The organism is Bathymodiolus japonicus methanotrophic gill symbiont (assembly GCF_019721995.1).
Lineage (GTDB): Bacteria > Pseudomonadota > Gammaproteobacteria > Methylococcales > Methylomonadaceae > Methyloprofundus.
Map to the genome: position 1 here is coordinate 1 of NZ_BLYC01000057.1, position 17,234 is coordinate 17,234.

The window sequence follows — 17,234 nt, forward strand, 5'->3', positions numbered from 1 at the left end:
TCATTGTGGCGGAGATTGAGGGGAATAAAGAATGAATGATGTGAGTTTTATAGAAAAACTGCTGGGTCGCGAAAACAAATAGATTGGAAAGTTAAAATTAACAGAAGGATCATAATGAAACAGTCGTCCAGAGGCATTAATTAGATGAAAGCCACCTTTTATTTTAGCTCCAGTTGTAAAGCGTTTGCTGCCATCGTTGAAAATCTTTTGAATGCCGCGAAGATCGTTATCTATACCGTGAATAGGTACTGCGATGAATCTACGGCCATACTTAACGCCAATCCCCTCTACTTGCTTATTCACCAAATAATCACTATTACCTGTATTAGATAGTTTATTAAACTCATCTTTAGCGGCGATAGCTGCATTAGCGTGCATTTTGGCTTTTTCTGCATCGACGAGCTTTTGATTAGCCGTTAAGGCTTGTTGGTATTTTTCTTTATCATATTTTGTTAGCCCGGTGTTTTTTGAATAGCTGTTGAAGGTATGATTAACTCCCTCTCGAAAATCGCCATAGGTAGCTAATATGATGGTTTGATTGTTTGATATTGTGATTTCCTGACCAACATACCACCCTGATTTTTTCTTTGGGGTACGGCCTAGTATTGGTGCATTCCTGAACTTACCGTCAAGAATGACGATATCAAGAACTAGCCCGTAATTAAGCAGTGAATCAAGGCAGGCATTGCGGTGTTTATTGATGTCATCATAAGCATTATAAAGACTGTGGATGTTTTGCTTACTTGGTGATAAACGTAGGTTTGATTTGTTTTTGAAGTTTGCCATGTTATTCCTGACAAAACAATTTTTAGTCCTAATCTATCCATAAAGGTCTATACAAGATAGAATTTAACTTCTAATTGATTTATTTATCACTTAATTAGAAGTTAATGGCTAATTAGTTCTACTAATTGTCCTGTTTGTTTAAAATGTATCTTTAAGAGAAACCGCCAAGCATCAGTTAAAGGTATGTAGAATTAAAAAGATTAAAAAAAACATCGATTTATTAATTTAAATCGGTGTTTTTTTTGCATTTAAAATAGTTGATTTAATTGTAACCAATCAATATTACTCACATGATACCATCGTAAGTCAACATGATTTAACACAATTAACATATCAGTCGTTATTTTAATTTCACAACATATATATCCGTTAGTTATCAATAGCTTGATAAATAATAAAACTTAACTCTAACGAAATAAGTTTGTTTTTGCGCTCTTGCTAACCATGGATTTGCATGATATTCCCATATTTAATTATGAAAAAATACAAACTAATATTACTTGTTCTATTCATCGCATCCTTACCATTGGTTTTAACGAGTTACACCTCAGTCTCAGCAAACAACACAAAGACAACGGATAAGATGGGAGCTAAACCACAAGATCCTGATTTCATAACTGACCTCAGGATAAAAGCGGAAGAAGGGAGTGCTGCATCACAATACAATCTAGGGATAATGTATTACGAAGGCCGCGGTGTTATTAAAGATTACAAACAGGCAGTCAAGTGGTTTACAAAGTCAGCAGAGCAAGGGGATTCATCTGCACAATACAATCTAGGGGTAATGTATTACGAAGGCCGCGGTGTTATTAAAGATTACAAACAGGCAGTCAAGTGGTATGCCAAGTCAGCAGAGCAAGGGGTTGCTCAGGCACAATCCAATCTAGGGGTAATGTATGCGAATGGCCGCGGTGTTATAAAAGATTACAAACAGGCAGTCAAGTGGTATGCCAAGTCAGCAGAGCAAGGGTATTCATCTGCACAATTCAATCTAGGGGTAATGTATGCCGAAGGCGAAGGCGTTATTAAAGATTACAAACAGGCAGTCAAGTGGTATGCCAAGTCAGCAGAGCAAGGGTATTCATCTGCACAATTCAATCTAGGGGTAATGTATGCCGAAGGCGAAGGCGTTATAAAAGATTACAAACAGGCAGCCAAGTGGTATGCCAAGTCAGCAGAGCAAGGGGTTGCTCAGGCACAATCCAATCTAGGGAGTATGTATCACGAAGGCCGCGGTGTTATTAAAGATTACAAACAGGCAGCCAAGTGGTATGCCAAGTCAGCAGAGCAAGGGGTTGCTCAGGCACAATCCAATCTAGGGAGTATGTATCACGAAGGCCGCGGTGTTATAAAAGATTACAAACAGGCAGTCAAGTGGTTTACAAAGTCAGCAGAGCAAGGGGATTCATCTGCACAATACAATCTAGGGGTTAATGTATGCGAATGGCCGCGGTGTTATTAAAGATTACAAACAGGCAGTCAAGTGGTATGCCAAGTCAGCAGAGCAAGGGGTTGCTCAGGCACAATCCAATCTAGGGGTAATGTATGCGAATGGCCGCGGTGTTATTAAAGATTACAAACAGGCAGTCAAGTGGTATGCCAAGTCAGCAGAGCAAGGGTATTCATCTGCACAATTCAATCTAGGGGTAATGTATGCCGAAGGCGAAGGCGTTATTAAAGATTACAAACAGGCAGTCAAGTGGTATGCCAAGTCAGCAGAGCAAGGGTATTCATCTGCACAATTCAATCTAGGGGTAATGTATGCCGAAGGCGAAGGCGTTATTAAAGATTACAAACAGGCAGTCAAGTGGTTTACAAAGTCAGCAGAGCAAGGGGATTCATCTGCACAACACAATCTAGGGGTAATGTATTCGAATGGCCTCGGTGTTATTAAAGATTATAGGCAAGCATATATGTACGCTAATGTTTCATCATACAATGGTAGTAAAGGAGCAATTAAACTTAGGGAGCTTATGAAAAAAAAACTAACAGCAGAGCAAATAAATGAGGCACAAGAATTATCTCGAGAGTGGATTAAAAGCCATAAATAACAACTTTTTTAATCTTCCTCACAACTTACGCCTCATAACATATAACTCGATGTTCAAGTTTTCAGCTATAACTGGGCTAAGAAAAGTAAATTTTTCCGGCTTTGTTTTATAAGTGATTGATTTACAATGATGTTGATGCTTTCTTTGTCAGTAAAATTATCAATAAAATCAATCAGTTAAAAAACTTGAACATCGAGTATAAGACATAAAATAATACACCGTAAGGACGCATTGGTCTTTCGACGAATTGGCGCGGCGTGGTTGTTTCTTCAGCTCTTTTTTAGTACAGGACTGCCTTATCTAGAATATTGACCGATAGAGGAGCGGCTGGAGGGGTTTCTGCAATAGCTGGAATAGCGAGTGATGACTGGTTAATATTTTGAGCTTTATTTTTTATTGATATTTCCATAATGACTTACCGTTTGTAACGGTTTCATCATGGTAAAACGTTTTAATATAACCTGGCCCGTGATAAGATAATTACTCAAAAGGACTGGTATTGTCTTTTTGTTTTACCAATGATGAAATGATATTTCAAAGTCCATGTGAAAGGTCTGAACCCTTTGCGCATGGTGCAAGAATGCCCTTTGAACTGAAAGCATCAAGGGGCATTTTTTTCATTATCTCATACTCCATACAAGCACACCCGGACTACCTCTCTAGCCATACCTCAGAAATCTCTAAACAATACTTTTTATCCCTTTTTTACGCCTACAAACCAACACAAAAAAAACAACAGTTTGACCCGCATTCTAATTACAAAAAATGTTTTATCAATTAGGATTTATAACCTCTCAATTAATAAGGTATATGTTTTGTTTTAAGCAAAAAGAAACATATCCTACCTCATTATAAGTATTATATTTCGCCAATAACGGCCGTTTATAATCCATTCTATTTTTATTTTTTTCCCATTTTTTGACCTGATATCTCCCCACGCATTCACTAAACAAAAACACAAACCCCCGTGTCGACTTGGTGATAGGTCGAAAATACAAGATTGGTACGACACAAGCTGGCTAAACTTAACTTATATGGGACAGTGAAAAACAAAAATAGGAATATTAACTATGACGGTTAACTATAAACGCCAGTTTCCAAGTTTTTGATCGCGAAATCTTAAAGTAACAACGTATAAAAGGGTCAATTAAGCAACACAGTGAAATTAGACTTAGACTGCGATTAGTCTTTATTTACGCTCAAAAAATCATAGTATTGCAATTCAAAACACTAGCAACAAATATCTCACGATAACGCACCAACGACGACACTCACTGCCGTCTTCTCAATAAGACTTACATCCCTGTAGGGTTTTTCATTTCAAGTCACCAGTGCACCATAGGATGGATATTTATGTCACATGGACACAGTGCTCCGAATTATTCAGAGCCTTTTAAAAATATAATTAGACAGGCCTAAATTTATACGGTTTTCTCTCGGTCAATAATATTCTTCACTGTTGATGCGTGCCATTGCCCCCCCGCGCCTCGTTTTTACGCCTAGTTTATTTAATTCATTAGCCACATTCCCCATTGATAAACCTTTAATCCGATACCCCTCGATAATGTCGCTTACGGTTCTAGCGAAGTCACTGGCTAGCTTCTTGTTTATTGCATTGCTCTTTAGCCGTGCTTCATTTAAATTTGTTTGATTACCTAGTTGAACCCCTCGCGCCTTTAATATTTGTAGAGCCGCCTTTGTTCTAGTGCTAATCAACTCCCGTTCCTTTTCGGATAGAGCCGCGTATAGGTGGAGCATAAAGGGGTCTGCGTCTCTTCCAAGTTGTGCTGCAATAAATGGGATTTTATTTGCCATTAGCGATGATATAAAAGCAACATCGCGACCTAGTCTGTCTAACTTATTCACAATGATATAAGCTGATTCTTTTTTAGCGCAATTTAATGCTTGAGATAATACAGGGCGTTTCTCTAAAGCATCAAACCCTTTTCCGCTTTCCACTTCGGATAATATCTTGATTAACTCAATACCCTCATTTTTACAGAATTCCTTTATATCCGATTCTTGAACCTTTAGCCCTAACCCACTTCTTCCTTGTTCAGAGGTTGATACTCTTACGTAACCGATTGCTTTCTTAATCATAAGCACACCTTTTTATTTAGTTATACATATTATAAACGTTCGTATATAGTTTGTATGATGGTAATAAAAAGGTGAATTCATGGTTAAGAAAGCTATAGGTTATACTAGATAAAGGAATTAACTCAATTGATTACGGATTAAACCACTCACCTTTCAAACTATAAGGACAAAAATGAAATTACTTTTAAAAGTATACAGCACAACAATACTTTTAACCTCATCGAACAGGATCATCGATTTATTAAAAAAATAACAAAACCGATGATGGGCTTTAAAGCGTTTCACTCCGCCCAAGCAACAATTGATGGAATTGAAACAGCACATATGATCCGAAAGGGACAATTGTTTGAGGAAAATATTCCTGCTTATAAGCAGTTTATGGCTTTAGCAGGATAGTTATGCCTGAAGACCAGGCAGTCTGCGCTTTTAATGATTATTGCGACAGAACCAAAAAAACAGAGATTCTGAATTTTTTCAGCGGGGGATACTGCCGCCACAAAAGCCGAAACAACGGAAACAAAGATAAAACAGGGGCAAAGCTGTTCAGTTGCAAGTAAAATTGAATGTACAACTTAAACTCAGTGAGTTTTTGTCTTGACCCAGGTGACCACTATAGCTTTCTGCGCTTTTTTGATAACCTTTGCGACAGAACCGAAAAATTTGAAAAATGCGCCCTGTAGGCATTACAGGCATAATAATTATGAGCGATGACAGAAAAACTTGGTTATATCAAAACCAAAGCACAGCAATCGGCAACTTTCAAATAACTATTTTTTTAGAAAAATAGTTATTGTTGTTCCTATGGAAATAAAAATCTAGTTCAACTTCGAGACACTTTGCTGCCAAAATTACTATCAGGTGAAATCACTATTAAAGAAGCAGAGATTAATGTCGATGAATAATTTAATTAATCAACCAGAAAAAACTGACATTGAGTTAGTCAATGAAACCGAAAAATCTTTAAATAATCATACCTATGATGATTATCCTGATATTTTAGTTAAAATGACAAAGGAACAGTTTAGTGTTTTTGAGTTGAAACGTCGTTATGAAGTAAGTAACACACTCGTAATGAATCCTGATTTTCAACGACAATCTGTATGGAATATTAAACAAAAATCAGAATTAATTGAATCTATTTTAATGGGTATTCCTATTCCAATTATTTATTTATTTGAAAATGAACAGGGCTTAAAACAAGTAGTTGATGGGCGACAAAGGTTAAGTTGTATTTTTGATTTTTTGAATGGTATTTTTAAGTTAAAAGATTTGAACAGATTAAAAAAAGAAAATGACAAGGTTTTCTCAAATTTAAGTTCTCAATTTCAAGCAAAAATAGAAGATTATCAATTCTTAGCATACACCGTACAACATCCGACTCCTGAAAGGGTTAAATTCGATATTTTTGACCGTGTTAATCGTGGTGGCACACAATTAAATAACCAAGAAATGCGTAATGCGTTATATCTTGGCAAAGCAACATATCTTTTAAATAAATTAGTTGAAACCGAATGTTTTTTAAAGGCTACGGGGAAAACAGTTTCACCTGAGCGTATGAAGGATAAATATATTACATTACGTTTTTTAGGATTTTATTTGTTACGAACCGAGCAATTAGGTGATATAAGCTATAAAAGTGATGTGGATGAATTTTTAGCAGATGTAATGAAAGAGATTAATGCATTTAGTGACGAAAAGATTAACCAACTCACTGAAGTTTTTGAGAGATCAATGAAAAATTGCTATGAAATATTAGGAAAAGATGGCTTTCGTTTTAGCAATGAAAATCATAGTAAAAAACGTCCTATCAATATGGGGTTATTTGAGTGTTTAAGCTATATGTTAAGCGTTCCTTTACCAGATAATACCAATAGGATTATATTAAAAAAAGAGATTGAGGTTCTAAAAAAGTCAATGGATGAAAGTAACAATTTCAAAGGGTTAATTGATTCAAATAAAGGAGTTGAATACCGATTTAATAAAGTAAATACAATACGAATGAGGTTAAAAAATGCTTTCTAAATTAGAAATTGAAAATTTCAAATGTATTGATAAGCAGGTCTTCAATTTAAAGCCATTAACAATATTAACAGGTCTCAACTCAACAGGTAAATCAACCGTTATTCAGGCTATTTTATTGTTTAGTAGTTTTTCTTCATCACCACAAAATGAAACTTTAAACGAATTAGTCGCTAATTTTTCTAATTTTAGAGAAATTCGTAATAAATATAAAAATGCTAAATCATTAAGTATTGTAATAGATGATTCTGTTTTATCTATGAACAATGAAACTTTGAATACAAAGCCATTTCACTTAAATTATGAAGAAAATATTTATTACTTATCCGCTAATCGTATTGGACAAGAAGAGTTAGCGAGTTTAAATTTAAGACAGAAAGTTGGACGTAATGGTGAATATGTTTTTGGGTATTTTGAATCAAATAAAGATAAACCACTTGATGAGGTATTAGTTAAATTTAAACAAGCAGGGCTTACCTTAAAAGCACAAGTTAACGAATGGCTAGCTTACATTCTTGATTTAAAAATTTCATTTCAAACTGAAAAAATAACCTCAAGTAATGTTAAAGTTACATTCAACAGCGAAGGGATTAATGATATAAATCCTTTTAATTTAGGAGCAGGTAATAGCTATTTGGTAAAAGTATTAGTGGTTTCTTTAATGTGCAAACAAAACGATTTATTATTAATTGAGAATCCAGAAATTCATTTACACCCAAAAGCTCAATCTAGACTGGGTGAATTCTTAGCTTGGCTTGCCAATGGAAACATACAAGTAATTGTTGAAACTCACAGCGAACATTTAATTAATAAAGTGAAGTATAAAATTTATAAAGAATCATTAGCTGCAAAAGCTGCCATTATTTATTATAAACCTTCTATAAAAGAGAATTTTATTGAGTTAAAGATTAACCCATTAGGAAAATTTATAGATAGTAATGGTAAGAACGTAATGTTTCCGTCAGGTTTTTTTGATTCTACCTTGCAAGAGCTATTGGAAATAGGATGAGTGATTACTCCCTAGTCTTAAGTGATGATTTATTGCAGTTATTTTTAAACTTTAAAAATGGGAAGGTTAATAATCCCAATCTTGTTGAAAAATTTCTGAATTATTATCACGTCCCTCATTTAACCTGTGTTAACCAATTAAAACGTATTGGCAATGAAGACACTGCGTTATTGCAGCTACTAGCATCTCAAGGATATATCGCTCAATCTTTGGAAGATCTTGTCACGAAAACACGCTATAAACTTATTTTAAACACTGAGAAATATGACTATCCTTACGTTAATATTGATCAAGATAAGGTTGAGAAAAATTTCACTTTAACCTTTGGTATTGGTGAAAATAGAGATAAAGCGATTCAGTTAATCACAGCCTTATGCTTAGATGCAAAATTTATTTTAATTTTTGATCGTTACTTTTGTGATAGGTGGAATAATACTAAGAATCTTTTTCAAAAAGTCATCCCTCATAAAAATATAACTTTATTACATGATGACCATTTAACAAACAAAACTTCTGAAATCAAAAAAATAAACCGAACCTGGACTATAAAATGCGATAAAAAAAAGACATTTATAAATGCACATGATCGTTATTTATTGATCGATAATAAAATAGAAATTATTTTAAGTAGTGGTTTTGATAATTTATTTTCAACAAATAAAGATTTAACCTGTGTAATCAGATATAAGAGCTAAATAAAGCAGGCCATATCAACACCCACAAGGTATCTTGGACAGGCGAGGGTTCTGTCGCATAAATCCCCCTTCCCAACGTTATCTGCTATCATAATTCTCAATTTCAATAAAAGGTAGATCATATGCGTTGAAGTGGATCATGCTACGCTCAATCGTTGGGTTATCCGTTATTCTCCTGCCATTGCTGTAAAAGCTAAATATCAGAAACGAGAAACCAATAAATCGTGGCGCATGGATGAAACGTATATCAAAGTGAAGGGTCAGTGGACCTATTTATACCGAGCTGTTGATAGTCACGGTGATACGCTTGATTTTATGCTTTCTGAGCGCCGTGATGAAGAGGCTGCAACCGCATTTTTCAAACAAACGATTAACAATAATGGCTTTCCTGATAAGGTCGTTATGGATAAAAGTGGCGCTAACTATGCAGGATTAGCCAATATTAACCTCTTGTTAATCCTTGCTGGGTTTGCCACTATGATCGACATATTACAGGTTAAATATTTGAATAACATCATCGAACAGGATCATCGATTTATCAAAAAAATAACAAAACCGATGATGGGCTTTAAAGCGTTTCACTCCGCCCAAGCAACAATTGATGGAATTGAAACAGCACATATGATCCGAAAGGGACAATTGTTTGAGGAAAATATTCCTGCTTATAAGCAGTTTATGGCTTTAGCAGGATAGTTATGCCTGAAGACCAGGCAGTCTGCGCTTTTAATGATTATTGCGACAGAACCCCGATAAAGGTATTTTGTTAGCAACACAATTAATGGAAGACTCCCTTAATTAATGCCTCTGGACGACTGTTTCATTTATGATCCTTCTGTTAATTTTAACTTTCCAATCTATTTGTTTTCGCGACAATTTTTTTTTCAAACGAATTTCCATTAAAAAATCATATTCCTTCTTACTATAAAGATAACCACATTTATATGCGTGTTCAATAAGATCCTCATTTGCATTTGCTAAGATGTCCTTATTGATACGCTTCAATCCATCAAATAAATTACCTGTTTCAATTCCAATAAAAATATTCACACAGACATTCCCAACATACGTTTTCTTGTCAGTTTCTTTATTTTTGATGTAACAAAGCTCTTTAATACGTTTACCGCAAGGGCACTTATCAAAATCATTCTTGAGTTTAAAACCAACCAATACCCATTCTTTTTTAGCTTCACTGAACTCTTGTTTATTTGAAAGGGTCAATATATGCGCTATTAATTTTTTTTTAACCATCCTTACAAATATATAGTCACAGGTCGCATTTTGCAAATTTTTCTATATACCGTTCATGTGGAGAATCTATTGGCTCCCTACGGGACGTATTGATAAAGCATGGATAACAAAAAGACGTTATCCACCCCTTACCAACACTAGCCAACACATTCCCCACAATCACTATCAATCACAGCAATATGGTTTCTCTTAAACCGCGCTCCGCGCATCAATAATAAGCAATGATAATTGGTAAGAATAAAAGATAAGAAAAGAAGCCCAGACGCGAAGAGCCAGTGTGGACAAGAGTCACCCATTAGACCACATAGATGAGTAAGGTTTTACCTGTTTATCTTTCCCACTCAAAATGCTAATGATTTTTTTAGCTATTTCGAGGGAGAATAAACAGAATAATCGAGTTTTTAAGCCCCTTTTACCTCCGCCCTGCCCCTGCGCTATAGAATATATATAAATATATCCCCCTGTACAGCTACGCAGCATATTTGCACTATAAAATTCAATTCCCGCAGGTGAGACGGTATAAACCCGCGACTTCTACTTTATACAAATATGATCTTACTGACTACCTCTACATACCCTTGATCGGTAGCTCTGTCCTGACCTATTCCAATATCATCTAATCCAAAATAGGGGCTGGGCTTGAAAGAAGAGAAGAAAAACCAGAATTGCTTACAAATGAGAAGATAATTAAGATATAATTAACGTTCGTTTGATTGCAAGAGTCTGTTTCTTACTTTCAAGCCGTAATAAGTGTTTCTATCACTTATTACAACCTTTTAAAAACCTCTACATACAATGTGTGTGGAGGTTTTTTTATGCCTTAAATACTACCTTTATTGGCTAATAATGGAATAGGTAGCGTTGTTTTTTATAAACAGTGCCTTTCAGTATCCGTGTCATTAACCTAAAACAAAATCATAAATTAACTAATAAATACAATTAGTTAAACTGATTTATTGGGCGGTAATTGATTTTTTTCCTTTCGTTTTATTCCTAAAATAACGATAATTATCCTCGAATTCTTTGCACTCATTGCCGTTATTTTTTCTTTTTCGATAAAAAGGCTAGAGAGTATTAAAAGCTAGTCGATCAGATTCCGACAAATCCATGGCTGTCTGCGATGGATAGTAAAATATCCCCCTGTACAGCTACGTTTGATAACGTCAGCATCAAGTCCTTGTCCACTCAAGGCGGTGCTGGCTAATGGTCTTTTTTATAAAGCGTGGTAGTTAATTCCCGATTCAGAATCAAAAGGGCGTGGTTAGGAAAAACAAACCTAGCGGCGCATACAGGCGTTTTTATCATAAAAATATACCCTAATAACCCCTGAGGCATGTATCGCCCCACAATGCTCCTTACGTGGCTAGATAACAACGAATGGCAAAGAGTTTGCAGATTACAGTTGATTTTTACACAAACATTTGTTCTTTTGCGACAGAACCATCTTTCTCGCCAACCTGTTGTGTTTGCGAGAGTGGGCAGAATGATATGAAGTCCCACAGACCGCATTCCACAAATTCTGCGGTGTACCGTTCATGTGGAGAATGTATTGGTTCCCTACGGGCGTATTGATAAAGCATGGATAACGAAAAGATGTTATCCACCCCTTACCAACACTAACCAACACATTCTCCACAATCACTGTCAATCCCAGCGATATGAATTCTCTTAAACCGCGCGCCGCGCATCAATAATAATTAATTGTAGATTTAAAAGACTAAAGACCTTGATCGGGTAGCCGTATTAACCGCAAGGGCGTGCCCGACAAATCCCTTTCACAGCCCTCCCCTCCCACAACTGCTTAAAAAAAACAGATAATATAGGCTTGAGTTTCAGTGTATCTTGGGATCGAGTTACTCGAGTTTTTAAACCCCTTTCACTTCCGCCACGCCCGCGCGTTACCAGATATTTATATCTGCCCCTGCTCCAAACGCGCCACTTTTTGCATTATAAAATTCAAATCCCGCAGACAAGACGGATTAAGTCTGAGACTTCTACTTTATACAAAAAATGCCTTATGGGTTGCCTTAGCAAAGTCCTTGATTGGCAACACTGTCCTGACCTATTCCAAACCATCTTGATTCCAAAATAGGGGCTGAGCTTGAAAGGTAAGAAGAAAAACCGAAAATGCTTAACAAATGAGAAGTTAATTAAGATATAATTAACATTCGTTTGATAGCAAGAGTCTGTTTCTTACTTTCAAGCTGTGGTGAGTGTTTCTACCACTCATACACAACCTTTATTAAAGGCAAGAAACCCAAGTACTTAAAAGTTCTTGGGTTTTTTTTTGCCTTTAAGCCCTAAAATTTAAAAGTTCTGGGCTTGTTTCTAAATCTGAAATAGGAAATATCAGATTCTATTGCCAATAACTTTAACCCATACAACCAAGACATAGCAAGTTTAGCTGTAATTTATAGCTATTTTTTTAAAAAAATCTCTTTTGTCTTATCTGTGTCATATTTTTAAGTCGAGCTTTGAAACATAATTAAAACAGGTATATCACCATGACAAGTACACAACAACGTGGCGAACTACAAAGTCAAATTTGGAAAATTGCGAATGAGGTTCGTGGTTCAGTCGATGGCTGGGATTTTAAGCAGTACGTATTAGGTGCTTTGTTCTATCGGTTTATAAGTGAAAACTTTTCCAGTTACATTGAAGCTGGTGATGGTAATGTTCATTACGACGATTTTTCCGATGATGATACACGCATTGAAGCAATCAAAGACGATGCTATTAAAACCAAAGGGTATTTCATCTACCCCAGTCAACTTTTTGCCAACATAGCAGATAATGCCAATACTAACGATAACCTAAACACCGATTTAGCCTCGATATTTTCCGCTATTGAAAATTCAGCCAATGGCTACCCTTCTGAACCTGACATCAAAGGCTTGTTTGCTGATTTTGATACAACCAGTAATCGTTTAGGCAATAATACTGTTGCAGATAAGAACAGTCGCTTAGCTGCCGTACTGAATGGTGTTAAAGGGCTAGGGTTTGGTAAGTTCCAAGACAACCAAATAGATTTATTTGGCGATGCCTACGAATTTTTAATTTCTAACTATGCCGCTAATGCAGGTAAATCAGGGGGTGAATTTTTCACGCCACAATGCGTGGCCAAGTTGATTGCTCAACTGGCGATGCACAAGCAAACAACGGTCAATAAAATTTATGATCCCGCAGCAGGTTCTGGATCCTTATTATTACAAGCAAAAAAACACTTTGATGCGCATATTATTGAAGACGGTTTTTTTGGTCAAGAAATAAACCACACCACCTACAACCTAGCGCGTATGAATATGTTCTTGCACAACATTAACTACGACAAGTTTAATATGATGTTGGGTGACACTCTAACTGAGCCGCAATTTCGTGATGATAAGCCCTTTGATGCCATTGTCTCTAACCCTCCCTACTCAGTAAAATGGATTGGTAGCGAAGACCCCACCCTGATTAACAATGAACGCTTTGCGCCTGCGGGTGTATTAGCTCCGAAATCCAAAGCTGATTTTGCTTTTGTATTGCATTCCTTGAATTATTTATCCAGCAAAGGGCGTGCAGCGATTGTTTGCTTTCCGGGTCTTTTCTATCGTGGTGGAGCTGAGCAAAAGATCCGTAAATATCTAGTCGATAACAACTATGTAGAAACTGTTATTTCTTTAGCTCCCAACCTATTCTTTGGCACCACAATTGCGGTTAACATCTTAGTGCTTTCCAAACATAAAACTGAGAATACAACCCAGTTTATTGATGCCAGTGGATTGTTTAAAAAAGAAACCAATACTAATACGCTCACCAAAGAACATATCAAGCAAATTGTAGATTCGTTTGATGATAAAAATAATACCGACTATTTCGCTCAATCGGTAGAACACAATGTTATAGCCGACAATGACTATAATCTATCGGTTAGTGCTTATGTAGAAGCTGAAGACACACGCGAAAAAATTGATATTACCCAACTGAATGCAGAACTAAAAACGACAGTTTCCAAGATTGACCAGTTACGCACCGATATTGATGTCATTGTGGCTGATATTGAGGGGGAATAAAGAATGAAGGATGTGAGTTTTATAGAAAAACTCCTAGACGGAGTTGAGGTTGAATGGAAGGCGCTGGGGGAAGTTCTTATTCGTACTAAAGGCACGAATATCACCGCTGGTCAGATGAAAGAATTACATAAAGATGGTGCCCCTCTAAAGGTTTTTGCGGGAGGCAAGACTATAGCGTTTGTCGATTTTGAAGATATACCTGCAAAAAATATAAACAGAGAACCCTCAATTATCGTTAAATCTCGCGGCTTTATTGAGTTTGAATATTATGAAGGCCCCTTTTCTCATAAAAATGAAATGTGGTCATATTACTCAAAAGATGACGGTATCAACACCAAGTATGTATATTACTTCTTGAAATTGAATGAGCCGCATTTTCAGAATCTTGGTGGTAGAATGCAAATGCCACAGATTTCGATACCGGATACGGATAAGTTCAAAATCCCCATCCCTCCCCTAAGCATCCAAACTGAAATCGTTCGCATCTTGGACACATTCACTACGCTTACAGCTGAACTTACAGCTGAACTTACAGCACGGAAAAAACAATACAACTACTATCGCGACCAACTCTTAACCTTTGAAGACGGGCAAGTGGAATGGAAGGCGTTATCAGAAGTTTTTACTTTAAAGAATGGCTATACTCCAAGCAAAAATAAACCTGAATACTGGACAGATGGGGATATTCCATGGTTTAGAATGGAAGACTTAAGAACCAATGGAAATATCTTAAGTGATGCAATTCAGCATGCACATCAAAATGGGATAAAAGGAAAATTATTTCCTGCAAATTCAATCATTATGTCGACGACAGCCACAATTGGTGAGCATGCCCTTGTGACAGTTGACTATCTGAGTAATCAACAATTCACAAATCTCACTGTAAAGAGTGATTTTTGTGAATCGTTAGATATTAAATTTGTTTTTTATTACTTTTTTATCCTAGCGGGAAAGGCAAAACAATCAATAAATACATCAAGCTTTCCAAGTGTACAAATGTCAGAATTGAAAAGGATGGGATTCCCCATCCCATCCCTTGCCGAACAATCCCGGATCGTCACCATCCTAGATAAATTCGATGCCTTAACGAACTCGATCAGCGAAGGTTTGCCTCGTGAAATAAAGTTGCGCCAACAGCAATATGAATATTATCGCGATTTACTATTAAGATTTCCAAAAGTAGAAGGTGAAGCATAGCATGGGGAAGTCGCTAACGGATATTGCACGGCAACTCAAAGAGTCCGATAAAAAAGTAGAATTGGTTTATGCTTTTAATGGCACAGGTAAGACTCGATTATCGCGAGAATTTAAAAGATTAGCCGAAGAAGAAATAACTGATGAAGAACAATCCGAATTAACCAAGAAAAACATCCTTTACTACAGTGCATTTACTGAAGATTTATTTTATTGGGATAACGACCTGGATAATAATGAGGTAAGAAAATTAAAGATTCACACCAATTCATTTACTAAGTGGGTTTTCGAGGACCAAGGGCAAGACCAGAATGTAATTGCCAATTTCCAGAAGTACACCGATGAGAAATTAACACCCCATTTCAATCAAGACTTCTCAGAAGTGACGTTTTCTTTTGAGCGTGGTAACGAAGAACAAGATGGCAATATAAAAATATCAAAAGGTGAAGAAAGCAATTTTATCTGGAGTGTCTTCTATGCCTTATTAGAACAAGTTATTGAAACACTTAATATCAATGAGGAAGGTGATCGCGATACCGAGAAATTCAATCAATTAAAGTATGTTTTTATCGATGACCCAGTAAGCTCATTAGATGAAAACCACTTAATTGAATTGGCAGTAAATTTGGCTGAATCAATAAAGTTAAGTAAGTCTGATATCAGATTCGTTATCACCACTCACAACCCCCTTTTTTATAATGTTTTGCATAACGAGTGCGCAAGAATAAAACACAAAAATTATATCTTTAAAAAGCTTGAGGACGGGGAGTATGAATTAGAAGCACAGCCGAATGACGCCCCTTTTTCTTATCATCTTTATCTTAAGGGCAAAATTGAAAAGGCAATAGATACAGGCCAAATACATAAATACCATTTTAACTACCTTCGAAATATTTTAGAAAAAATGTCTACATTTCTTGGATACCAACAATGGGGTGAATTATTAGAGCCAGTTGGAGATGATTACAACTCTTATATAACGAGATTGATTAATATTTCAAGTCACTCTAAACATTCGGGAGAAGAAGTTATTTACCTTGAGGAAAACAATAAACGAGTTTTAGGTTTTTTAATAAAAAAAATCCATGAGCTGTATCGTTTTAAATAAACTGGACTATAAATCAGCCCTGACGCATGAAATAAAACCCGCATAAAAAGCCATTTTATATTTGCTATATAATGCTTTCCTATCCTAAATACTACCCCCAATAGAAATCATGAGTAAAGTTAGCAAACGGCCGGCTTCCCGTCTAAGCCGGGACACACAGTATTATGGATTAAAACGCCAAGATGGAACAACCGCTTCTAAACGTTTTTTTGAGCAGGATTTTTCTGGTTTGTTTTCATGGGTTTTAGGCCAGATGGGGGAATTACCTCTGCCCAGAAATGGCCGACCTAAGGTTGTTCTTGACCCCTTGAAATTACTGGTGTCCCGGCTTAGACGGGAAGCCTATTTTCAGAGGTCGAACAGTCCTTTTAGGAGGAGTGTGCCTTGCGTTTGTACAAATCACATTTAATAGGCGATTTTCCTCATCATTGGTGAAATCCGCAAATAATATAGAGCACAATAAGATGATCTATGAGGAAGAAGTTTTACATGCTATAAAGAAACATGAATATTGCAAGGTTTATGCGTCAGGGCTGCGTTAAATACCATGGGGATTTTATATGGCGGCATTAGAAAAAGTGGTTCTGTCGCATAAAGTTCACTTCTCCGCGTTACCTGCTATCATGAGTCTCAATTCGAATAAAATAAGGTTCATATGCTTAGTTTTAAAAAGTTGCGCCAACAGCAATATGAATATTATCGCGATTTACTCTTGAGCTTTCCAAAACCTGAAACAACGGTATGACCGATTATAAAGCCATTGCTGAATCAAATAATTTTATCATCTTGGATAAATACACCAAGTGTTCGCAGGTTAATGAGTCCTATCAAAGCGAGTCCGATTTAGAACGGGAGTTTATCTCTGACTTAGTAAACCAAGGTTATGAATATCTACCAAGTTTAAACAACCCTGAAAACATGCTGACGAATGTTCGCATGCAGTTGCAATCGCTGAATAAAGTACAGTTT

General features: G+C 36.2%; 13 protein-coding genes and 2 pseudogenes. 12 read left to right on the forward strand and 3 right to left on the reverse strand.

Translation table 11 applies throughout. The features are described 5' to 3' along the window. A complete protein-coding gene (locus K6984_RS27130) occupies nt 1–786 on the reverse strand; it encodes a primase/helicase family protein (protein WP_221898205.1) in 786 nt (261 codons plus the stop codon). A 583-nt stretch (nt 787–1,369) separates the two neighbouring features. On the opposite strand from K6984_RS27130, the gene K6984_RS27135 reads away from it, so the two are divergent. Together K6984_RS27135 and K6984_RS27140 are read left to right on the forward strand one after the other, a co-directional pair. After that, nucleotides 1,370–2,248, forward strand: coding sequence for an SEL1-like repeat protein (locus K6984_RS27135; RefSeq protein WP_230988307.1), 879 nt, complete (start codon nt 1,370–1,372; stop codon nt 2,246–2,248). After that, nucleotides 2,220–2,837, forward strand: a complete 618-nt coding sequence (locus K6984_RS27140) for a tetratricopeptide repeat protein (protein ID WP_221898206.1) — start codon at nt 2,220–2,222, stop codon at nt 2,835–2,837. The genes K6984_RS27135 and K6984_RS27140 overlap by 29 nt, the downstream gene beginning before the upstream one ends. A 1,440-nt stretch (nt 2,838–4,277) precedes the next feature. On the opposite strand, the gene K6984_RS27145 is transcribed toward K6984_RS27140, so the two are convergent. Beyond that, nucleotides 4,278–4,937 (reverse strand): recombinase family protein, encoded by a 660-nt coding sequence (locus K6984_RS27145; protein WP_230988308.1) that lies wholly within the window; start codon nt 4,935–4,937, stop codon nt 4,278–4,280. 180 nt (nt 4,938–5,117) lie between these two features. Between K6984_RS27145 and K6984_RS27150 the strand changes: the two are divergent. The 5 genes and pseudogenes from K6984_RS27150 to K6984_RS27170 form a co-directional block, all read left to right on the forward strand. Continuing rightward, nucleotides 5,118–5,333: pseudogene (locus K6984_RS27150) on the forward strand (DDE-type integrase/transposase/recombinase); the annotation flags it as partial. 492 nt (nt 5,334–5,825) lie between these two features. Continuing rightward, complete coding sequence (locus tag K6984_RS27155; protein ID WP_221898207.1) at nt 5,826–6,959, forward strand: DUF262 domain-containing protein; 1,134 nt, start codon at nt 5,826–5,828, stop codon at nt 6,957–6,959. Continuing rightward, a complete protein-coding gene (locus tag K6984_RS27160) occupies nt 6,949–7,965 on the forward strand; it encodes an AAA family ATPase (RefSeq protein WP_221898208.1) in 1,017 nt (338 codons plus the stop codon). Before K6984_RS27155 ends, K6984_RS27160 begins: the two co-directional genes overlap by 11 nt. Then, entirely contained in the window at nt 7,962–8,660 is a 699-nt protein-coding gene (locus K6984_RS27165) for a hypothetical protein (RefSeq protein ID WP_147774328.1), read from the forward strand. The genes K6984_RS27160 and K6984_RS27165 overlap by 4 nt, the downstream gene beginning before the upstream one ends. A 126-nt stretch (nt 8,661–8,786) precedes the next feature. Further along, a pseudogene (locus tag K6984_RS27170) lies at nt 8,787–9,353 on the forward strand (IS6 family transposase); the annotation flags it as partial. A 102-nt stretch (nt 9,354–9,455) separates the two neighbouring features. Here K6984_RS27170 and K6984_RS27175 read toward each other — a convergent pair. Continuing rightward, on the reverse strand, nt 9,456–9,878 hold the full coding sequence (locus tag K6984_RS27175; RefSeq protein WP_230988309.1) for a hypothetical protein: 423 nt from the start codon (nt 9,876–9,878) through the stop codon (nt 9,456–9,458). A 2,534-nt stretch (nt 9,879–12,412) separates the two neighbouring features. Here K6984_RS27175 and K6984_RS27180 point away from each other — a divergent pair. The 5 genes from K6984_RS27180 to K6984_RS27200 form a co-directional block, all read left to right on the forward strand. Continuing rightward, the gene (locus K6984_RS27180; protein WP_221898209.1) at nt 12,413–13,963 is read left to right on the forward strand and encodes a type I restriction-modification system subunit M; all 1,551 of its coding nucleotides are present in this window, start codon (nt 12,413–12,415) and stop codon (nt 13,961–13,963) included. Between the two features lie 3 nt (nt 13,964–13,966). Then, nucleotides 13,967–15,160, forward strand: coding sequence for a restriction endonuclease subunit S (locus K6984_RS27185; protein ID WP_221898210.1), 1,194 nt, complete (start codon nt 13,967–13,969; stop codon nt 15,158–15,160). A gap of 1 nt (nt 15,161) precedes the next feature. After that, on the forward strand, nt 15,162–16,265 hold the full coding sequence (locus K6984_RS27190; protein ID WP_221898211.1) for an AAA family ATPase: 1,104 nt from the start codon (nt 15,162–15,164) through the stop codon (nt 16,263–16,265). Between the two features lie 109 nt (nt 16,266–16,374). Further along, on the forward strand, nt 16,375–16,674 hold the full coding sequence (locus tag K6984_RS36745; RefSeq protein ID WP_221898212.1) for a DUF6399 domain-containing protein: 300 nt from the start codon (nt 16,375–16,377) through the stop codon (nt 16,672–16,674). 332 nt (nt 16,675–17,006) lie between these two features. Continuing rightward, nucleotides 17,007–17,234 (forward strand): hypothetical protein (locus K6984_RS27200; RefSeq protein ID WP_221898213.1); only part of this gene is annotated, 228 nt, incomplete at its 3' end.